A 22,422-nucleotide genomic window follows, 5' to 3' on the forward strand; every position below is an offset into this window, starting at 1 on the left:
AATGAAATTCAATAGAATAAAAATAATGAGCTTGGCAATAGGCTTTGCCGGACTTAACCTAATTACGTGTTCGGACGATTTTACCGAAGTTGACCCTTTGGGAAGTACCTCGTATGCCAATTTTTGGGCCACTGAACAAGATGCTGCGGAAGCGGTTAACAGTATGTACGAATTCATGACGGACCAAGAAATGTTCTCAAGAGGATTCTTCTGGTACATTAATGCTTCGGACGATATGATTACCGGTCGTATTAAAGCTTCCGCCGATAATATCAAGGATTTTAACATCACCGGTGGTGAAGGAGGTTACACCTCTACCTGTTACCCCAAAAGCTACAAGGTAATCCGCCGCGCCAATGATATTATCTTGAACATCCCCAATATGGACATCAGCGAAACGCTAAAAAACCAATATTTGGGAGAAGCCTATTTTATGCGCGCTTTTAGCTATTTCTGGGTAGCCCACACCTATGGAGACAACGGCAATAATGGTGGAGTTCCTATTGTTACAGAAGAAAACATGAACGATGAACCCGGTAGTTATTCCAGACCGGCAAGTGTGGTTGAAAATTACAAACAGATAGAGGCAGATCTAATGAAAGCTTCAGAACTGTTACCCTTGTTCACAGACTATTCATCCGAGAATTATGGCCGCCCGCATAAAGATGCCGCATTGGCGTATATGGCCAAAACCAATCTTTATTGGGCACAATATGACGCCGCTAGATATGCTGAAGTTGTAAAATATGCAGATGCCGTTACCAATAGTGGTTCGGGAAGGGCATTGATCAATACGGGCAATCCATCTCAAGATTTCCGTGAACTGCACAGCAACCTGAACAATTGGACCAGCGAGTACATTTGGTCCGTTAACTCCGGAGTGGATAAAGGTAGTATCCTAACAGGTGTTATGCTTGAAAACAAAGGCTGGGGTAAATACAATGGCTGGGGCTATTACACTCCTTCCGAAGGACTTTATAACGAGTTTGAAGATGGCGATGCCAGAAAAGCGGTTACCGTTCTAAATTTTGGTGATGAATTTACTTTTTTCGGTGAAACCAGAAGGTACCAATCAGAAAACTCCTTATCCGGTTTTCAGTTCAATAAGTACATGTACGAATTCCAGTTTGAAAATCCCATAGGTACATATTTGAACAGCAATGGAGATGACCCTTCAACAATTTATAATGTTCCTTTAATGCGCTACGCGGAAGTGTTGCTTATGAAGGCCGAAGCACTTATCATGGATGGTAAAAATGGAGATGCCCCATTGAATATGGTTCGGGAAAGAGCAGGTCTTCCAGCCATTACAAACGCTACCATAGAAGATTTAAAACACGAAAGAAGGGTTGAACTTGCCGGTGAATTTGCTAACAGGCATTTTGACTTAGTTCGTTGGGGCGATGCCGCAGAAGTATATGCGCAACCCATCTACGGCCGTATTTACACAGACCGTTCCAATCCAGACTCACCATATACCTCAGAAATTGTATGGCCTGCAAGAAATTTTGATGCTTCCTACATGAATGTTTGGCCCATACCTAGTACCGTAATTGAATCATCCGGAATCCCCCAAAACAAAGGATGGTAGTAGTTAGTTCGTTAGTTTAGTTTTTTTTACGAAAGAGTGTCTCTTAACGGGGCACTCTTTTCTTAATTTTAAAGTATGTACAGATTTAAAACAAAGTATTCTCTCCTATTGGCGCTTTTTTGCATTACCTTTCTTAATGCACAACACAGCAGAAAAATCCTAATTCATTCGCACAACGACTATCTACAGAACGTACCGTTTTGGAAAGCATATTCAAACGGTCTTGATATTCTTGAGGCTGATATTTTCCTGAAAAATGGACAACTGAACGTAACCCATACCGAAGCAGAAATTACAAAGGGCAAAACCTTACGGACGCTTTATCTTGACCCTTTAAAATACGCCATTGAGAACAATATTGGCAACCCCACCAACCTTACTTTAATGTTGGATATTAAATCCGATGCCGAGCCTACTTTAAAAAAGATACTGGCCGAACTTAAAAAATATCCCGAAATCATATCAAGACCTGATATAAAGATTGTGATTTCTGGTCATAGGCCCAATCCCAACACCTATGACTCCTACCCCAACTATGTGTATTTTGACCATCAAAAGTTAGAAAGCGACCTTGATACCAGTGATTGGAAAAAAGTAGCTTTTATAAGTGTTGATTTCAAAAATTACTCGGAATGGAACGGCAAGGGCAGGCTTACGCAAGAAGATTACAAATCAGTATCCGAAGCCATAAAAAAGGCCCACAACCTCAACAAACCGTTTCGTTTTTGGGGCACACCGGATTCAAAAACTGCGTGGAAAGCCTTTTCGGATTTAGGAGTGGATATCATAAATACGGATATGCCCTATAAATGCGCCACATATTTGAACTCCCTTGAAAAACGCACCTATAAAAACACGGTCAAATCGGAAGTTTACCATCCTTCTTTTATAACGGACCAAAAAAATACGCCCATTAAAAATGTTATTCTCCTTATTGGAGATGGCAACGGTCTAAGCCAGATTTCTTCTGCTGTTTTGGCCAATGGGGGAGAGCTTACACTTTCACAGTTAAAGAGTATTGGGTTTATAAAAACACAATCTTCCGATGATTTTACTACGGATTCGGCCGCAGCGGGCACAGCCTTGGCCACTGGAGTCAAAACCTACAATAGGGCTATTGGGCTTGACCCGGAAAGGAAACCCGTTGAAAACATGCCGGAATATTTCTCTAAGTATAACTTTGTGTCCGGTATCATAACAACCGACCATGTTACAGGAGCAACGCCTGCTTCTTTCTATGCCCACCAAAAAGACCGTTCAGATACAGAATTAATAGCCAGTGACCTTTTCAAAAGCGACTTGTCCCTTTTTGTGGGAGGCGGAGCCAAGGATTTTAAATTCGATTGGAAAAATACTGAATTCAATATCCTGAACAACATTGACGAAATAGGAAAGAACCAATCTGAAAAAATAGGTCATTTTCTTTCTGAAAAAGGAGTACCCGGAGTTTTGGAAGGTCGTGGTAATGCACTAGCCATAGCCACCAAAAATGGTATTGAATTTTTGAACTCTAAGGACAAACCGTTTTTTTTAATGGTTGAAGCCGCCCAAATAGACAGCAACGGGCACTATAACAATGTAGGTGGTATCGTTACCGAAGGAATTGACTTTGACAGGGCCATTACCGAAGCCATTAAGTTTGCGGATACTTCCGGCAACACTTTGGTTATCATTACGGCAGACCATGAAACTTCTGGTTTTAGTATTCCCCAAGGCAACCTGGAAGAAGGTATCATTGAGGGCACTTTTACTACCTATGACCATACGGCCACTATGGTTCCTGTTTTTGCCTATGGCCCCGGCTCACAATTGTTTCAAGGAACATATGAAAACAACCATTTGTTTGAAAAGATCAAAAGAGCGCTTAACTTAGGGGATAACTAAAAGTAACCGACCTATGAAAAGATTTAAAGCACTCGATGTATTCCGGGGATTGACTGTATGCCTGATGATTATTGTTAATACCCCTGGCGACTGGAGTTCTACATTTTCACCTCTGTTACATGCCAAGTGGCACGGCTTTACCCCTACCGATTTGGTTTTTCCCTCATTTTTATTTGCCGTAGGTAACGCCTTTGCTTTTGTAAAGACCAAATGGGGAGAAAAGCCTTTCTCCGAAGTATTCAAAAAAATTGCAAAGCGCACTTTACTCATATTTTTGCTTGGGTATACCATGTATTGGATTCCCTTTTTCTCATGGACCGAAACAGGGGAACTAACCCCTATTCCTTTTAGCGAAACTAGAATTCTAGGTGTGCTACAGCGTATAGCCCTCTGTTACTTCATTGGTGCCGTGATGATATACTTTTTAACCAATAGGCAACTGATTATAGCTTCAGTTTTATTATTACTAAGCTACTGGGGGCTGTTGTCCGCATTTGGCGACTATACCCTTGAAGGAAATTTTGCCAGAACCGTAGACCGTCTTATACTAGGCGACAGCCATCTATATATGGGCAATGGTATACCGTTTGATCCAGAAGGCCTTTTAAGCACACTGCCTTCCATTGGTAACGTCTTGGCAGGCTATCTTATAGGCAAGTATATTATTGATGGCGGGATGAATTACGAGAAGCTGGCAAAAATGCTATTGATGGGTGCCGGTCTATTGGTGGTTGCTTATCTATGGGATTTAGGTTTCCCGGTAAACAAAAAATTATGGACAAGCTCTTTTGTAACACTTACCGTGGGTCTAGACATTGTAGTGTTATCCGTTCTTATCTATACCATAGACTTTGTAAAAAAGCCCGTTAACTACAATTTCTTTGAAGTATTTGGGAAGAACCCCCTTTTCATTTATCTACTTTCGGAATATGTAGCCATTGGCGCCCTCTTTATCCGGGTTAATGGTGAACAATCTCTTTATAACTATGTGTACGAAAAAGGTTTTAGTTGGATTGGTCCTTACTTTGGTTCTCTGGCCTTTGCTTTGGTTTTTATGCTCTTTTGTTGGAGTATAGGCTTTTGGTTGGACAAGAAGAAAATTTACATTAAGGTCTAGTTGCCACTTATTTACGAAGCTTGTAAAATAGTACTTGTATTACATAAAAATAGGACATAAAAAAACCCCGCAATTGCGGGGTTTCCTATGTAAAGTTGAAATCGTTTTTCTTAGTTGATTCCTACAGTCCATCCAGCAGCCCAATCAGGCTCACCAGCTTTATTACCTGCACCACTTGCATCTCCTTCTGTGTAGAAGTCTGTGTTAGTACCAGCATAGTTAGTAGCACTGAACTCAGCAGCAGGGCTAGCAAATTCAATAGTTGTAATTGAAAGTGCATCTGAATCAATTCTAGCGTTAGCTTCAGTATCCGTATTTTTTACGTTGATACCTAAATCAACACCTTCTGTATAGAAGTTCTCTACAGTGAAGCTACCACCACCTTCTTTAAAGAAAAGGGCACCTTCACTTACAGGACCTACAACCGTAATATTTTTCAATGTAGTAGTTGTTACAGGAGTAGCATCTCCGTCATCACCGTTGTTAGAACCTTCAATACCAGCTTTGGCACCATCCTTAATGTACCAGTTAGTACCGTTACCTGTCCAACCATCGGCAAAATCTATTGAATCGTCACCACTTCCTATAGAAACAAGGTTAACACCATCAACAGCTCCACCAAAGAACTCGATACCGTCATCTCCACCCATGTAAGACTGAACGTTTTCAAAAGTAGTTCCAGAACCCACACCGAATAAAGAAACACCGTTAAACTCTTTATCGTTAGAGAAAGTAGCACCAGTATACTCAACTCTCAAGTATGTAATGCTACCTGAATTATCTTCAGCGTTTGCACCACCATAAGTAAGGTCACCTACCTCTGTAGTAACGTCAACACCTTTGTTGGTTGGAGCGTCACCGGCAATAACCAAACCACCCCAGTCTCCTTGGGCAGGATTTTCAGCACCGGATGTCATAACAACAGGAGCAGTAGCTGTACCGTTAATGTTAATAGTAGCACCTCTTTCAACACCTATGAAGGCAGCAGTACCACCTGTTGCAGTAATAGTAGTTCCTGCAGGAATTGTAAGCGAACCACCTTCTTTAACAACGAATCCGCTAGTTAAAAGATACTCTACGTTAGCGTCCAACTCAACATCACCGGAAATTTCACCAGCAAGGTTCAACTGAGAAGCAGCAGCGCTATTGCTTAAACCTGTAGTCCAACCAGCAGCCCAGTCAGGAGCAGCAGCACCGTTACCAGCACCTGTAGCCACACCTTCTACGTAGAAGTCAGCATTAGTACCTGCGTAATTAGTAGCAGCAAACTCAGCTGGAGTATCAGCAAATTGAATGTTAGAAATCATTAGATCATCAGCATCAATTCTAGCATTAGCTTCAGTATCCGTATCTTTTACGTTGATACCCAAATCAGCACCACTAACAAAGAAGTTTTCAACAGTAAAGTTACCACCACCTTCTTTGAAGAAAAGAGCACCTTCACTTACAGGGCCTACAACAGTAATATTTTTCAATGTAGTAGTTGTTACAGGAGTAGCGTTACCATCATCACCGTTGTTAGAACCTTCAATACCAGCTTTAGCACCTTCGGCAATGTACCAGTTTGTACCGTTACCTGTCCAACCATCGGCAAAATCTATTGAATCGTCACCACTTCCTATGGAAACAAGGTTAACACCTTCAACAGCTCCACCAAAGAACTCGATACCGTCATCTCCACCCATGTAAGACTGAACGTTCTCGAATTTAGTACCAGAACCCACACCGAATAAAGAAACACCGTTAAACTCCTTATCGTTAGAGAAAGTAGCACCGGTATACTCAACTCTCAAGTATGTAATACTACCAGAGTTATCCGCAGCGTTTGCACCACCGTAAGTAAGGTCACCTACCTCTGTAGTAACGTCAACACCTTTGTTGGTTGGAGCGTCACCGGCAATAACCAAACCACCCCAGTCTCCTTGGGCAGGACTAGCAGAACCTGAAGTAAGCACTACAGGAGCAGCAGCTGTACCGTTAATGTTTATTTTTGCACCTCTTTCAACACCAATAAAAGCGGCTGTACCACCTGCGGCTTTAATAGTAGTACCTGCAGGGATAGTTAATGTAGCTCCAGACTTAACTATGTAAGCACCTGTAAGGTTATAGGCCGTAGCTGCATCTAATTCTGTATCTTCGGTAATATCGCCTTCTAAGTCTTCAGAAGTTCCAGTTGTAGAACAAGGCTCACAAGAACCTCCACAATCAATATCAGTTTCGTCACCGTTCTTTATACCATCACTACAAGTGGGGTCGTTTGTCGGCAAATTGTCATCATCGCTACAAGAAACCACAAAGGTCATTGCAGCTAGACTTAGCATTAAAGAGAAAATTGTTTTTTTCATTTTCTGAAAATTTAAATAGTTAGGTAATTTATTATGGTTAAAACTCGTATTTAGAAGCTGAATGTTAACGTAAGGGATAGATCAGACCCTCTCTTATAAGACAAATCGGTTACAGGACCATCTTCCAAGAATCCAGGAACTGCCGGGTTTACGGTATCCAAGTCTCCTTCTGCGTTCTCAGTAACTCTTTCAATAAGTGGGTTCAATAGGTTTTTAGCGCTAATTCCAATTTTAAAGTGTTCGTTCAATTGCATGGACGAAATGAAATCCAACGTTACAAACCCTTTATCCATCAAATGTCCACGTCCTGTACTACCAAGAGCATAAAGTCTTTCTGAAAAATAGTTAGCGGCTATAGTAGCGTTAAGGTCTTTGTTGTTCTTAAGTTCTTTGTAGAAACTAATATCTCCGTTTACAATAATATCCGATGCACCTTGTAGTGGCGCCTCCGTATTGGTAAAAGCAGCTGCCAAACTGGTTTCGCTGGCCACTTTTTCAGATTGTAATTTCTGGTTGGTGTTCAAGTAAGAGATGTTACCCCCAAGACTTAATCTTTCTTCAAGAAAATCATCGGCAATCTCAATCTCGTTTTCAAATAGGTTTACCCTAGCTTCCAATTCTAGACCAAAAGCAGTAGCGCTATCCCCAGTGTTGGCATAACTTAAATCGTTAGCAGCAGAAACTACAAGGAAAGTGTTGATAGGATTCTCTATATACTTGGCAAATACTCCAAAAGAAAGAATCTCGCTTGAAGTAGGGAAAAGCTCCCATCTTAAATCAAAATTGTAGTTGGTAGAGTTTTCCAAATCCGGGTTACCGTAAGAATCCTGCGTAATATCTTCTTGGAACAAGAAAGGAGCTCTTTCTTTAAACTGTGGTAAAGTATAGGTCTTACTTGCTGCAAACCTTAAGTTCTGCTTCTCGTTCAACTCATACTTGAATGCTAAAGAAGGTAGAAACTCAAACGTATCTAATTTACTTGAATCCTCACCAAAAGTTGTATTCCAGTCTATCTCCTGAGTTATTTGTTCTCCTCTTAAACCTGCAAACAAAGTAAGTTTAGGATTGAACTTGTATTCCAAAGTAACGAAAGCCGCATTAATCTGCTGCTCCCCACCAAAGGTCTGTGGGTGTAACGACCCAGGGATAGAAGCGCCACCTCTAAACGTTCCTATTTGATAAAGACCTGCACTTAATGGGTTTTGATCATAATATTGATCAATTTGTCTAATATCTACCTCTGGCTGGTCATTTGGTCTTAAAAAACGATAGTTGAACTGTGTTGCGTCAAAATCTACCGACTTAAACCTACCGTTATAACCAACAGTTAATTTTCCATCAAAACCTTCGTCTTCATTTTCTTTAAACTTGTAAGTAGCCGAAAGGTTAGCTGCAATTTCCTGCTCATCCAACTCTTGGAAAAAGCGGTGGTTTTCAGAAGCGGCCGAAACCAACGCAAATGATTTAGGACCATCAGGATTGTTGTTCCGTACCGGTAAAACCGTGTTTTGGCGTCTGTCCGGAACTAAGTTTTTTACGTAGTTATAGGCTCCTCCCCAGTTCACATCAATATTTTCTGAAAGATTGTGCTCTCCCAATAACTGATGTACATATAAAGTGGTTCTTTCAAAAGTGGCACGTTGAATAAATCCACCACCTTCCGGTGCATCATCTTCCCTATCCAAGATTCCGAAAAACTCTTGTTGCTTTTGGCTAGAGTTGTTCAATACCAATAGATTGTACTTAATGTTATTGGCATTATTAATTCTATACCCTACGTTACCCATTAATGTAGTGGCCGTAGAATAATCAAAAGTAGTAAAGTCAAAAGCAGAGTTAGGAAGACCGTTACCAACGTTTGGCTGACCGTTGTTGATACCTTCGTTATAACTATGCTTGTTACTAAAAGACGCTACCCCAAAAATGCTCAACCTAGATTCTTCGCCTATAGTATAGGAATCACCCCCTTTAAGTGAAAAGCTTGAATTAACCGGAGTACCTACAGCTTCCCTGTCCCAACTGGTATCAAAAGTATCGGAAAAAGGATTGTTTGGAATATCCGCGTTATAGAATCCTGAAAAATCAGGACCATCGTTCAAATAGAATTGATTAACACCCAAGGCTTCAGTGTTACCACCAACAGAGGCACTAACATCAAAAAAACCATCACCATTGTAATTTCTGGAAACAATATTAACGTTTGCTCCACCAAAATCTCCGTAATTGGCTGCATTGTATGTCTTATCTATTCCAATAGATTCTATAATGCTTGAAGTAAAAACACCTAGATCGATGTTCTTTTTTGAAGTGTTGTTAGAAGGTAACGGAAGACCGTTCAATGTTGTAATATTGAACCTATCTCCCAAACCTCTTACGTAAACATTTCCGGAACCTTCTTCTTTAGAAATTCCCGTTACTTTAGTAACTGCAGTGGCCGCATCGCTAACACCTTTACGCGCTAATTCCTGGGCACCAATAGAAGTTTCTAGGGTAATCGCTTTTTTCTGGTCAAGTAAAAGTGCCATTTCAGAATCCTTTCTGGAAACCGTGGTTACCACAACTTCACTCAATTCAAATCCGCCGCCAGCACTCATCGGCACATTTATTGTTGTTACTTTTCCAGCTTCAACCACTACATCTGGAATGTCTACAGTTTCATATCCTAAATAACTATAAGATACAACGTAAGTTCCCGGCTCAAGACCTGCTATTTCATAAAGTCCATCAAAATCCGAAGTTGTACCTGTAGTAGTTCCTTTTATCACTACATTAGCGAATGGCAAGGGATCGTCATTCATCTCTTTATCAGTAAGTTTACCGATAATACTCCCAGTGTCTTGGGCGCTTAATTGAATTGAAAAAAGGCAAAGGGCAATAAAGTATATTAGTCTCATTATCTAGTTTTATAACGCCGCAAATAACGCCACGTGAAGTAAAAGTCGAGTTACGTGTATGTTAAACCTTTATTGCAATAAGGTTAGGTTTATGTTACTATATTAAATCAACGTTAAGAGACTTTGGTATGTCGGTATTATATTTACTTTTGACGAATTAACCATCTTTACAGACCTTATGAAAAAGAAAGACATTAAGATATTACTTGTTGATGATGAGCCGGATATACTAGAAATAGTAGGTTATAATCTTACTGCAGAAGGCTATCAGGTCTTTACCGCCAAGAACGGAGTGGAAGGTGTGGCCATGGCAAAGAAAAAACAACCACATTTAATTATCTTAGATGTAATGATGCCAGAAATGGACGGTATTGAGGCATGCGAAACCATTCGTGCCACTGCCGGACTGGAAAATTCCATCATTACTTTTCTTACCGCCCGCGGCGAAGACTATTCCCAAGTAGCAGGTTTTGATGCCGGTGCGGATGACTATATTACCAAACCAATTAGACCAAAAGTTCTAGTAAGTAAGGTTAAAGCACTTTTAAGAAGGTTAAAGGAAGAAGCGGCCCCACAAGATGATATTGTAACCGTAGGTAACATTATTATAAATAGAGAGGAATACAAAATAATCAACGACGGCGAAGAGATTGTTCTTCCTAGAAAAGAGTTTGAACTTTTGGCCCTACTCACCTCCAAACCTAGTAAAGTTTTCAAAAGAGAAGTTATTCTTGACAGGGTCTGGGGTAACGAGGTTGTTGTTGGTGGGCGCACCATAGACGTTCACATTAGAAAACTTAGGGAAAAAATTGGCGAGGAGCATTTTAAGACCGTAAAAGGGGTTGGCTACAAGTTTGTTCTTTAATTAAGTCTGTCCATTAATTAAGTTATACGTCTTTTTTGTAGTAATTTTGGGCGGTGACTCGTTCCATGATTATACATACCCGTTTTTTGGCACAAACAAAATCGTTTTCTTATGCCCGCTAAGCTAAGAAGGTCATATCGCTTTGCGCTAAGGTCTTCTTTTATGATTTCCGTGGCATTTGTTTCGCTTTTGGCATTGTTCCTACATCTTTTCAATGCTTTTAATTGGACGGCAATCATTATTTCTGCCCTACTACTATTTCCTATTGCCTTCATTGTTTTACAGATACGAATAGAAAGGTTCATTTATCGTCGTATTAAAAAGATTTATGATGATGTTGCCATGTTGGAATCATCATCTATTAGCACAGGCCCCATAACGACAGATATGAAAACCCTAACCGAAGAGATAGGGAAGTTTGCCCAAGACAAGCGTGTAGAAATAGACACCTTAAAAATTAGGGAGGAATACAGAAAAGATTTCCTTGGCAACGTATCGCACGAGCTTAAAACCCCTCTTTTTACCGTTCAAGGTTATATAGAAACCCTCTTGGATGGTGCCATTAACGACAAAAATGTACGCCGTAAATATCTGCAAAGAGCCAATAAAGGCGTAGACCGGCTCATATATATTGTTAAGGATTTAGACCTCATTACCAAATTAGAGGTGGGAGACCTTAATCTTAAAAGAGAACCGTTTGATATTATTGAACTTATACAGAATGTCTTCGACCTCTTAGAAATGAAATCGGCAAAGAAGAAAATCACACTCACTTTTGATATGGAGTATGATGAACCCATAATGGTCTTTGCGGACAAGGAAAAAATACAACAGGTAGTAACCAACTTTTTGGTTAATTCAATTAAATATGGTCATACCAATGGCACTACCGAGGTAAGTGTTGAAAACCTCATCAAAAACAAAGTAATCGTTAGGGTAACCGATAATGGCGAAGGTATTCCCAAACAACATATACCGCGCCTATTTGAACGTTTTTACCGCGTAGACAAAAGCGGTAGCCGTACTGAAGGTGGGTCGGGTCTTGGTCTTGCCATAGTAAAACATATTGTAGAGGCACACGGAGAAAAGATATATGTAGAAAGTGAAATAGACGTAGGTTCGGAATTTTCATTTACTTTGGAAAAAGCAAAAACTAATACCGAGACTAAAGTCTTACCTAAAATTTAATTTTACACTATTGGGAAGCAAGAACAAACTTAAGCGGTTTAAAGAGAATGAAACCTTTTCAAATGTAATCCAACCTAACCGGGAAGCGGTAAAGCAAGGGTTCGAAAAAAGAGGAAAGTGGAATGATTTTTTTGGAAATGACAACCCAATTGTACTAGAATTAGGGTGCGGCAAGGGAGAATATACCGTAGGTCTGGCCAAACAAGACCCTAGTAAAAATTTCATTGGTATAGATATTAAGGGGGCCCGCCTTTGGCGAGGTGCAAAAACCGCTCTGGAGGACAATCTTAAGAATGTAGCTTTTTTAAGGACACAGATAGAACTTATAGACGAACTTTTTGCCCAAGACGAGGTTTCCGAAATCTGGATAACTTTTCCCGATCCCCAAATAAAATACAAGCGAACAAAACATAGAATGACCAACGAGGCTTTTTTGGGCAAATACAAGAAAATTTTACGCCCAGATGGCCTTATGCACCTAAAAACCGATAGCGAGTTTATGCACGGTTATACCTTAGGACTACTACATGGTCTAGGATTGGAAGTGAACTACGCCAACCACGATGTGTACAAAAATGAGGGCAGTCCAAGAGAAGTGTTGGAACTTCAGACTTTCTACGAAAAACAGTATCTTGAAAAAGGTAAGCCCATTACCTATATTCAATTCAAGGTACATTAAGCATGCAGCATCTTTTGATTCTTTTTTTTGCTACTTTTTCGGCAGCTTTTATGGCCACGGTACCTCCTGGTCTTTTGAACATGAATGCCGCAAAAGTTAGTGTAGAAAAGGGTAAACTTAACGGAATTATTTTTAGCTTGGGAGTAGCCGTAATGGTTATTCTACAGGCAACTATAGCAGTTTACATCTCAAAATTCCTTCATAAAAACCCAGAAGTTGTAGATATACTTCTAAAAATTGCGGTAGTGGTTTTTGCCTTTTTTATGGTATACTTTTTTGTAGCCGCCAAGAGAAATAAAGTACAGAAGATAAAAGCGGTAAAGGTTAGTAAAAAAAATAGTTTTTTTAAGGGCGTACTTTTAGCAGCGTTAAATCTATTGACCATACCCTATTATAGCGGACTTAATATTATGTGGAATGCTTCCGGGTGGATCAAGTTTCAAGTTTGGGATATTCTTGTATTTATTCTAGCGGCGGGTTCGGGCACTTTTACCGTACTTTATATGTATACCGTTTACTTCAATAAGCTTGAGCACAAATCAAATCGATTTTCGCAGAACAGCAATTATATTCTTAGTGCTCTTATGTTGGTTCTATTGATTATAACCATTCTAAGAATTATATTTAGCTAATGAATCCTGATAACAAAAATTTCTTCCAAAAAGTATATGAAGTGGCCCGGCTCATTCCAGAAGGTCGTGTTACCTCATATGGGGCAATTGCCAAATATTTAGGTGCCGCCCGTAGTGCCCGTATGGTAGGTTGGGCCATGAACGGAGCCGGCAGTATGCCAGATGTACCCGCCCATAGAGTGGTAAACAAAATTGGTTTACTCACAGGAAAACACCATTTTGATGGCACTAACCTTATGCAGCAGCTCTTGGAAAATGAAGGAATAACCGTAGTTGACAATCAAATCATCAACTTTGAAAAGCATTTTTGGGATCCTTTTAAGGAGCTAGGTTAAAGTTCTTACCTTAATCAAAAGTGAGTGTAAAAACAGTTTGGTCCCGGGAAATTACTTGAATAGTTCCCTTATGCAAGCGCATAATCTGCTTAGACAAACTTAACCCTATACCGGTTCCCGTATTTTTAGTTGTGAAAAAAGGAACGAAGATTTCCTCTACTAGGTCTTCAGAAATTCCCGGGCCATTGTCCCGCACCTGCACAAACTTCTTTCCTTTTCTATTGATACCGGCTATAAAATCAATTTTCCCGTTTTGCTGATTACCAATGGACTGCTGTGCATTTTTACCCAAATTCACCAATACCTGAGTAATCTGCTTTACATCAATATAAAGTTCCAAATCTTGCGGGTCTATGGCAATTGAAATTTCAATAGGGTCTACTCCGGACTTATTACCCAATAAGAGCTTTACCTTTTCCAAAAAGTTCTGCGCACGTATCAATTCCCTATCAGGTTCCGGTACACTTAAAAATTTACGGTAAGAGTGCACAAAATTCATCAAGTCGCTTCCTTGCCCCTTAATAACTTCAAGCCCTTTAACTGTGCTCTGTAAATGTTGCTCTTGCAATTCCTCTATGGCCAGTAAATTTTCTCCCTTTTTATAATATTTTAATATCGATTCCGAAATTGAGGTTATGGGGGTAATGGTATTCATAATTTCGTGCGTAAGCACCCGTATTAACTTCACCCAAGAGTCCGTTTCCTTCTCGTCCAGTTCTTTACGTATATCCTGGACCACCACCAATAGCAAAGGCTCGCCATCAAGGTTCATTGCTGTAGCTTTTACGGCCAGTTCCTTCTTTTCACGTTCATTGGTCAACTGATGAATACTACTTTCAAACGGATTTAGATCTTGAAACTTGGCGTACAATTTTTCGTCTATTTGCTTTAATTGTTTCACATGGTTCAAGGGGTGATAGTTCAGCAATTTTTCAATTGTAGGATTTGCATAAAGAATATGCCCTTTGGGGTTGACAGTCATAATCCCAATATCTGCCTGTTTTAAAATTTCTTGATAAAACTGTTCCTGGGCCTGCTTTTTAAGGTGAATATCTTGCACCATAGCGTTGAGCATATTAAGGCTATGGTTCAGTTCTTTTAGTGATTTACTGCTTAGCTTTTCTGGAAACCGAAGAGTAAAATCCTCATTCTTTATGGCATCAAAAAAATATGCTATTTTTCGGTTGGTCTGGTTTACATAGTAAATAAGGGAATAAATCTGCACTACAAGCAAGCATAGGGCAAAAGCTACCAAAATGTACTTTTCCCCAAAAAACAAAAATCCTACTGCCAATGCGGTCAAGGACAAGAGAACCGTACGGAGAATTAATTGCAGATAAATGTGTTTACTTACCATTTGCTAAATGTGCTTATTTCCCTATTTTCTTTAATTTGTTGTACAAGGTTTGCCTAGAAATCCCCAATTGTTCTGCGGCCGCACTGTAGTTACCATCATTTTGCTCCAAAGCACTGTTGATCATTAAGAGTTCCATTTCCTCCAAGGTATTGGGACCGTTTAAATTTGTGGCAACCGTAGATTTATTGCTCAGTAAAAAATCTTCGGGTTTTAGTATGTTCCCTTCCGATAGGATTACGGCTCTTTCAATAGTATGCAAAAGCTCCCTGATATTTCCTGGCCAAACATACCCCATTAATTTATCTTGCGCCGCTTGATTGATTCGAAGTCCAGGTTTACCATATTTAGAAGTAAATTTTTTCAAATAGAAATCCGCCAGGACCAAAATATCCTGATCGCGTTCCCTAAGTGCCGGCACCTCTACTCTAATGGTATTTATCCTGTAGAGCAAATCCTCCCTAAAGAGACCGTCCGCTACCATTTTATCCAAATCTTCGTTCGTAGCACATATCAACCTAATATCTACTGGAATAGCTTTATTGGAACCTACCCGAACAATGGTCCTGTTCTGAATGGCGGATAACAGTTTAGCTTGCGCCTGCAATGAGAGGTTTCCTATTTCGTCCAAAAAAAGAGTTCCTTCATTTGCCGCTTCAAACTTACCTGCCCTATCCTCTTTGGCATCGGTAAAAGAACCTTTGGTGTGGCCAAAAAGTTCGCTTTCAAAAAGGTTTTCTGAAATGGAGCCCATATCCACGGAAATAAAGACTTCGTTATTTCGGCTAGATAGCTTGTGAAGTTCCCTGGCAATTAACTCCTTTCCTGTACCATTTTCTCCTGTAACCAGAACATTTACATCGGTTTTAGCAACTTTAGACACCAATTTTAGCACTGCGTTCAAGGCTTTTGAATTGCCAATGATGTAATTCTTATTTTGATTGATAACCTGCTTTAAATGGCTTTCCTTCTGTTTTAGCTCCTTAACCTCTTTCTTGGACTTTCTAAGTTCATACGCTGATTTTACTGTGGCCAATAACTTATCATTGTTCCAAGGTTTTAAAATAAAATCAGAGGCACCTTCTTTCAAAGCCTTTACGGCCAAATCTACCGCACCATAGGCAGTCATCATAACAACCGAAGTCTGCGGGGCTTTTTTCTGTAACTCCCGTAACCAATACAGCCCCTCATTTCCTGTATTTACCCCAGCCGAGAAATTCATGTCCAACAGCACCATATCTATTTCATTAAGATTAGGGAAGGACGTTATCTGGTTAGGATTTGAGATGGTCTGTATAGAGCTGTACTCAAATTGCAACAAAATTTCAAGAGCGCTAAGAACGCTCTTGTTATCATCAACAATCAAAATTTTTGCATCTACCATAGTAATCTTGTTCTACCGTAAACTAAACGGTACCTAGTAAAACTACAATTTCAATATTATAAATTTTTAACAGTGTCTAAAAATTTGACACTTGCTGTACATATATTTTACAAACCAAAACGTCAACAGCGAAATACAAATTTACAGTACGTTGATTTTCAGTTATTTGTAATATTGGCACGGGAATCGTATTAAGTTTGGCACACTTGATATATTATGAGCATTATTTTTAAATACTTAATTTGGATTTTGTTACTAATCTCCGCCAAACTAGCCGGCCAAGATTCGTGGACCTTAGATGCCTGTGTGGCCTATGCTTTGGAAAACAACCTGCAATTGAAAGATTATTCTTTTAACACCAATTCCAATGAGGAGACCTATAGACAGTCTATTCGTAACCTTTTGCCCACGGTTACGGGTTCCGGAAATTATGTAATCAATTTTGGGCGTAGTACCGATCCCTTTACCAATGATGTGGTTACTACAGATTTTTTCTCCAACCGTTACACGCTAGAAGGTTCTGTTGACCTTTTCAGGGGATTTCAGAAAATGAATAACATAAAGGCTACCAAACTTCTGTACAAAGCTACTCAAGAAGAAAATCTACAGCAACGTTACTTACTGGCCTTTAGAGTAATGCAGGCTTTTTACGATATTAGATTTTTTAAAGGATTAGTAGCCATATCAAAAGAACAGATGACGGTATCCCAATCCAATTACGATCTGGTTGCCAAACAAATAGAATTAGGACTCAAAGCCGGAGCCGACCTGTACGAGGCCGAATCGTTATTACTTACGGACAAACTGAACCTTACACAAAGTAAAAACCAATTGGCCGCGGCTAAGCTTCAACTGATACAAGAAATGAATCTAGAAGGAAACAGTGAAATAGAGGTACAAGACGGTCTAAACCATACTATGGAACCCGAAAATTCGCCCAATGTACAATCGGACAGTATATATGCCGAAGCAAAAGAATTTATGCCCATGCTCAAGGCCCAAGAGTTACGGGTAAAAGCTGCCAAAAAGCAACTGGCCATAGAAAGAGGTTCCTTATACCCGTCACTATCTTTATTCTCAGGAATTTCAACCGGATATTTTGAGACCACAAGAGATTCACTTGGTGTTACCGTTCCTTTTAGGGACCAGTTCCGAGATAATACATCGCAGTTTATAGGGGTAAGTTTAAGCGTACCCATCAGTAATGGATGGGCCGCTCGTTCCCGTATCAAACAACAGAAAATTGAAAAATTACGAGCCGAAAACAATTTAAAGGTACAGGAACAACTCGTCTACCAGACCATTCAACAATTGGTACAGGAATATCAATCCCTAGAGGTTGAGCGCGAGCAGAGCGCACAAAAAGTACAAGCGCAGGAACTGGCTTTTACCATTGCACAAAAGCGGTATGAAAAAGGCCTTATTAATGCCTTGGAATTATTTACTGCCAAAAACTTGTTTGCCAGTGCCCAAAATGAAAACCTGCAGGTAAGGCTCAGGTCGGAAATCAATCAAAGCACTTTGGAGTTTTACCGAGGCCTACCGGTTTTTGATATTGAATAAAGAATAAATAAAGACTAGCTAAAAACGACAATTATATAGCACAATGGATATACAACTAGAAAAGAAAAAAGGATTACGCCCCAAACATTACGGCTACATTGCACTGGCAATACTACTGCTTTTTGTGGGTTATCAACTGCTTTTCGCCAGCTCCGTCTCTACTTTTCGGACTGATAAGGAAAAACTCTCCATAGCCTCAATAACCAATGGTAAGTTTGATGATTACATTACCATTAGCGGCAATGTGGCTCCAATTGCCACCATTTACATGGATGCCTATGAAGGGGGCCGGGTTAGTGAAAAGCTAATTGAAGAGGGCGCTATCGTCAAGAAAGGGGATATAATCCTAAAACTGGATAATATTAACCTGTACGAGCAAATACTACAAAGCGAAAGTGGGCTGGCCCTGAAGCAAAACGATCTACGCTCTACGAAGTTAACTTTTGATTCAAGACAAGTTGAAGGGCGAAGGTCTTTGGCTACCGCAGCCACGGAATTACAACGATTAAAACGAAATTTTGAACAAAACGAAGCCCTGTTCGCCGAGGAACTCATATCCAAGGAAGCCTATCTTACCGCAAAAGAAAACTACGAACTTTCTCAAAAACAGTACGATATCATAAAAGTACAGACCGAAAACGATGACCAGCTTAGAAAAACCTCCTTGCCCGTTCTGGAAGCGGACCTTAACCGAATGCAGAAAACACTGGGTATGGTCTATCAGCGGCTAGACCACCTGAACGTACGTGCACCGGCAGACGGTCAACTAGGTTTTCTTGATGCAGAAATAGGCCAAAATATAACTCAAGGACAACGTATTGGACAGGTAAACGTACTTACGGATTATAAAATTGAGGCGAATATAGATGAACACTATATTGACCGGGTAAAAAGAGACTTAGTGGCCGTTTTGGAACGCAACGGCAAGCAATTTCCGCTGCGGGTACGAAAGGTATATCCCGAGGTACGCAACGGTAGGTTTAAAGTAGACTTGGTCTTTACGGAAGAGAAACCTGTAACCATCCGTACCGGACAGAGCTACAACATTAAATTGCAATTGGGAGAATCTAGTGACGCCTTGTTATTACCTAAAGGAAGCTTTTTCCAAAGTACTGGTGGGCAGTGGCTGTTCGTAGTTTCCCCGGATGGCGGAGAAGCCATAAAACGCAATATTAAAATAGGAAAACAGAATTCAAAATATTACGAAGTCATTGAAGGCCTCCAAGCCGGTGAGAAAGTGATAACCAGTAACTATGACTCTTTTGGCGAAGCCGAAAAAATAGTTCTAAAATAGCATCAAACTGTCACTACACACACAAAGCGTCATCTTTATAACAACAACTAAAATCAAACTAAAAATGATACAGATAAAAAATCTTAAAAAGAGTTTCAAGACCGAAGAGGTAGAGACCTTGGCCCTGAACAACGTAAACCTTAAAGTTGAAGAAGGCGAATTCGTTGCCATTATGGGGCCCTCCGGCTGCGGAAAATCTACACTTCTTAACATTATAGGCATGCTAGACAGCCCAAACGAAGGCTCCTATGAATTTGCTGGTCATGAGGTAAGTCGCCTTAAGGAACGCCAACGCACAGAACTAAGAAAGGGAAATTTAGGCTTTGTATTCCAGAGTTTTAACCTTATTGATGAGCTAACCGTTTATGAAAACGTAGAACTGCCCCTAATTTATCTAAAGATGGGTAAAGCGGAACGAAAACAAAAAGTACGTGAGGTTTTGGAGCGTATGAAAATTGCACACAGGGAGAAGCACTTTCCACAACAACTTTCCGGTGGTCAACAGCAACGTGTGGCCATTTCAAGAGCGGTAGTAACCAACCCTAAATTGATTCTTGCCGATGAGCCTACTGGAAACTTGGATTCCAAAAACGGTATTGAAGTCATGAACCTATTAACGGAACTTAATCAAGAAGGAACCACTATTGTAATGGTAACGCATTCCGATAGAGATTCGCATTACGCTCATAGAGTTGTAAATCTATTTGATGGTCAAATTGTTACCGAAAGCCAGAACAGGGCTATTGGTGCCATTATGTAAAGGAGTTTATTCATCAATCAAAGTAATTCAAAAGGTCCCCTAATCAAGGACAACCAATTGTAAAGACGAAAATCATGTTCAGAACATACCTTAAAATAGCATGGAGAAGCCTTAACAAACAACCATTTTTCACTTCGTTGAACATATTTGGTCTTGCCATTGGTATGGCCGGTGCACTGCTCATTTCGTTGTACATCTATGAGGAATTGAGCTATGATAAAATGTTTCCTGATGCCGAACGGATCCACCGTGTAAACAATAATATAAAATTTGGTGGGGACGAGCGTCAATTCGCCGTTACTCCTGCCCCTATGGCTGAAGCCCTCAAATCCGACTTTTCTGAAATTGAGGTAGTAACACGCTTTAGAACCCGTGGTAGCGCCCTTGTGCGCAAGGCCGATGATTTGGCAAACGTAAAGGAAGAACATACCACCCATGTAGACCCCTCTTTTTTTGAAATGTTCGGCGTAGAGCTGTTGGCGGGGGATGTAAATACAGCTTTAAAAGACCCGAATACCTTGGTCTTGACCAGAACGGCCGCTATAAAGCACTTTCCGGTCACCAATGCGGTGGGGCAAAATATGGTGCTTAACAATGAGGAAAACTATACCGTTGTTGGGGTTATCGAAGATTTTCCGCAAAATTCCTTTTTGAAAGGGTACACCGTTTTTGAGGCGATGGCCGGATATGAAGATGCCGTAGTGGGCAATTGGGGCAGTAACAATTACCAAACCTTCATTAAGTTGATCCCCACGGTCAATGCAGACGATATTCAAGAACAGTTGCGCGGCTTTTTGGGCAAATATGTTATTCCTGGTGTTCAACAATTTATGCCGGGCATAACGGAAGCGCAATTTAAGGCGGCCGGCAATCATTTAATCTTTAGCACCATTCCTTTGACCGATATCCATTTAAAATCTCATAGGGTGGCGGAAATGAGTGCGAACAACGACATACAGAGCATATATATCCTTTCTTTTATAGCTGTTTTTCTTTTGGTCTTGGCCAGTGTCAATTTTATGAACCTCTCTACCGCCCATTCACTAAAAAGGGCAAAGGAGGTCGGGGTTAGAAAGACCTTGGGATCCAATAAAAGGGACCTAGTACGCCAGTTTTTGGTAGAATCGGGATTGGTATCTTTTTTGGCTTTGGGCTTAGCCTTGGTTTTGGCCCTTGTAGCCTTGCCTTATTTTAATACCCTTGCCGATAAAAATATTTCAATACCTTTTCAAAATCCCGTTTTTTGGTTGATTTTGTTGGCTTCCGTTGTTGTCTTAGGATTATTTTCAGGAAGTTACCCTGCTTTTTTTATGTCGCGATTTATGCCTGCAACGGTATTGAAAGGAGGTAACGGAAATAGTGTTGAGAGCGGTAAAATTAGAAATTCCCTTGTCGTATTTCAATTCGCCATTTCGGTTTTTTTAATTGTTAGTACCTTGGCGGTATATCAACAACTAAAGTATATACAAGGCAAAGATTTGGGCTTCTCAAAAGACCAGGTCCTGATCGTAAATGACGTGTATGCGGCAGGAGACAAGGTATCGTCGCTCAAAGAACAGGTGAAACAATTGAGTTTTGTTGAAAATGCTACGTTGAGCAGTTATTTTCCTACTCCCTCGTCCCGTAGTGATACCACTTTTCTTCCTGATTCAGGTGAAACCAGTGTGGAATCTTCCATTAATATGCAAACCTGGGACGTTGATTACGATTATGTTTCCACTATGGATTTTGAATTCGTGGCAGGCCGAGATTTTGATAGGTCCTATGGTAATGACTCTACGTCCATCATTTTAAACGAAACGGCTACAAGAATAATGAATTTGAGTCCGCAAGAGGCTATAGGCAAGCGCTATACACCAGATTTTGATTCTGATGCTCCAACGTATTATACCGTTGTTGGGGTATTAAAGGATTTCCATATAGCTTCACTAAAAGAAGATATCGATGCCGTAAGCTTGCACTTGGGAGATGAGGCTTATGCCATGGCAGTAAAAATTAAGCCTGGCGATTTTGCCAATGCAATTGCTCAAATTGAAGGGGTCTGGAATACTATCGTACCCGGTGAGCCATTTGATTATTATTTTATGGAAGATGCCTTTAATGATACTTATGCCAGTGAACAAAGGTTAGGCAATATCTTTATCATATTTACGGTACTCTCCCTTTTAATTGCCTGCCTGGGACTCTTTGGCCTTGCAGCCTTCAATGCTCAAAAACGCACCAAGGAAATAGGGGTTCGGAAGGTTTTGGGCGCCAGTGTTGGGCAGGTTGCTTATGCCTTAACTATAGACTTTTTAAAATTGGTCGGACTTGCGATCCTGGTAGCCCTGCCGTTAGGCTGGTATGCTATGAACAGATGGTTGGAAGATTTTTCCTACCGCATAAATATTCCATGGTGGATATTTGGTCTGGCGGCATTTTTGGCCGTTCTCATATCCGTAATCACTGTAAGCTATCAAAGTATTAAGGCAGCCCTAGCAAACCCCGTAAAAAGTTTGCATGCAGAGTAAAAACATCCATCAAACAAAAAAAAGAAA

16 protein-coding genes are annotated in these 22,422 nt (G+C 40.3%); 12 read left to right on the forward strand and 4 right to left on the reverse strand.

From position 1 onward, the window contains the following. Position 1 precedes the first annotated feature (1 nt). From Q4597_RS01075 to Q4597_RS01085, 3 genes are all read left to right on the forward strand, one after another. Entirely contained in the window at positions 2 to 1,591 is a 1,590-nt protein-coding gene (locus Q4597_RS01075) for a RagB/SusD family nutrient uptake outer membrane protein (RefSeq protein WP_303404432.1), read from the forward strand. 75 nt (positions 1,592 to 1,666) lie between these two features. After that, entirely contained in the window at positions 1,667 to 3,475 is a 1,809-nt protein-coding gene (locus tag Q4597_RS01080; RefSeq protein ID WP_303404433.1) for an alkaline phosphatase, read from the forward strand. 13 nt (positions 3,476 to 3,488) lie between these two features. Further along, positions 3,489 to 4,592, forward strand: a complete 1,104-nt coding sequence (locus tag Q4597_RS01085) for an acyltransferase family protein (protein WP_303404434.1) — start codon at positions 3,489 to 3,491, stop codon at positions 4,590 to 4,592. A gap of 110 nt (positions 4,593 to 4,702) precedes the next feature. On the opposite strand, the gene Q4597_RS01090 is transcribed toward Q4597_RS01085, so the two are convergent. Then, positions 4,703 to 6,937 (reverse strand): hypothetical protein, encoded by a 2,235-nt coding sequence (locus Q4597_RS01090; protein WP_303404435.1) that lies wholly within the window; start codon positions 6,935 to 6,937, stop codon positions 4,703 to 4,705. 50 nt (positions 6,938 to 6,987) lie between these two features. After that, on the reverse strand, positions 6,988 to 9,831 hold the full coding sequence (locus tag Q4597_RS01095) for a TonB-dependent receptor (RefSeq protein ID WP_303404436.1): 2,844 nt from the start codon (positions 9,829 to 9,831) through the stop codon (positions 6,988 to 6,990). 178 nt (positions 9,832 to 10,009) lie between these two features. On the opposite strand from Q4597_RS01095, the gene Q4597_RS01100 reads away from it, so the two are divergent. The 5 genes from Q4597_RS01100 (at position 10,010) to Q4597_RS01120 (ending at position 13,530) form a co-directional block, all read left to right on the forward strand. Continuing rightward, the gene (locus tag Q4597_RS01100; RefSeq protein WP_215437653.1) at positions 10,010 to 10,696 is read left to right on the forward strand and encodes a response regulator transcription factor; all 687 of its coding nucleotides are present in this window, start codon (positions 10,010 to 10,012) and stop codon (positions 10,694 to 10,696) included. 111 nt (positions 10,697 to 10,807) lie between these two features. After that, entirely contained in the window at positions 10,808 to 11,884 is a 1,077-nt protein-coding gene (locus tag Q4597_RS01105; protein ID WP_303404437.1) for a cell wall metabolism sensor histidine kinase WalK, read from the forward strand. 10 nt (positions 11,885 to 11,894) lie between these two features. Next, positions 11,895 to 12,563: a tRNA (guanosine(46)-N7)-methyltransferase TrmB gene (gene trmB / locus Q4597_RS01110; RefSeq protein ID WP_303404438.1), complete on the forward strand. Its 669-nt coding sequence runs from the start codon at positions 11,895 to 11,897 to the stop codon at positions 12,561 to 12,563. Positions 12,564 to 12,565: 2 nt separating this feature from the next. Next, the gene (locus tag Q4597_RS01115) at positions 12,566 to 13,195 is read left to right on the forward strand and encodes a LysE family transporter (protein WP_215913755.1); all 630 of its coding nucleotides are present in this window, start codon (positions 12,566 to 12,568) and stop codon (positions 13,193 to 13,195) included. Next, positions 13,195 to 13,530 (forward strand): MGMT family protein, encoded by a 336-nt coding sequence (locus tag Q4597_RS01120; RefSeq protein WP_215437643.1) that lies wholly within the window; start codon positions 13,195 to 13,197, stop codon positions 13,528 to 13,530. Before Q4597_RS01115 ends, Q4597_RS01120 begins: the two co-directional genes overlap by 1 nt. A gap of 10 nt (positions 13,531 to 13,540) precedes the next feature. Here the strand turns inward: Q4597_RS01120 and Q4597_RS01125 are convergent, their stop codons facing one another. Further along, complete coding sequence (locus Q4597_RS01125) at positions 13,541 to 14,887, reverse strand: PAS domain-containing sensor histidine kinase (RefSeq protein ID WP_303404439.1); 1,347 nt, start codon at positions 14,885 to 14,887, stop codon at positions 13,541 to 13,543. A 13-nt stretch (positions 14,888 to 14,900) separates the two neighbouring features. Further along, a complete protein-coding gene (locus Q4597_RS01130; RefSeq protein ID WP_303404440.1) occupies positions 14,901 to 16,268 on the reverse strand; it encodes a sigma-54 dependent transcriptional regulator in 1,368 nt (455 codons plus the stop codon). Between the two features lie 249 nt (positions 16,269 to 16,517). Between Q4597_RS01130 and Q4597_RS01135 the strand changes: the two genes are divergently transcribed. The 4 genes from Q4597_RS01135 (at position 16,518) to Q4597_RS01150 (ending at position 22,395) form a co-directional block, all read left to right on the forward strand. Beyond that, positions 16,518 to 17,831: a TolC family protein gene (locus tag Q4597_RS01135; RefSeq protein WP_303404441.1), complete on the forward strand. Its 1,314-nt coding sequence runs from the start codon at positions 16,518 to 16,520 to the stop codon at positions 17,829 to 17,831. 43 nt (positions 17,832 to 17,874) lie between these two features. Beyond that, positions 17,875 to 19,125: an efflux RND transporter periplasmic adaptor subunit gene (locus Q4597_RS01140; protein WP_303404442.1), complete on the forward strand. Its 1,251-nt coding sequence runs from the start codon at positions 17,875 to 17,877 to the stop codon at positions 19,123 to 19,125. Between the two features lie 64 nt (positions 19,126 to 19,189). Continuing rightward, positions 19,190 to 19,885 (forward strand): ABC transporter ATP-binding protein, encoded by a 696-nt coding sequence (locus Q4597_RS01145; RefSeq protein WP_215437628.1) that lies wholly within the window; start codon positions 19,190 to 19,192, stop codon positions 19,883 to 19,885. Positions 19,886 to 19,959: 74 nt separating this feature from the next. Further along, positions 19,960 to 22,395, forward strand: a complete 2,436-nt coding sequence (locus tag Q4597_RS01150) for an ABC transporter permease (RefSeq protein ID WP_303404443.1) — start codon at positions 19,960 to 19,962, stop codon at positions 22,393 to 22,395. The last annotated feature ends 27 nt before the right edge of the window (positions 22,396 to 22,422 follow it).

The sequence above is a fragment of the Zobellia sp. 1_MG-2023 genome, assembly GCF_030549125.1.
Taxonomy (GTDB): Bacteria; Bacteroidota; Bacteroidia; order Flavobacteriales; family Flavobacteriaceae; genus Zobellia; species Zobellia russellii.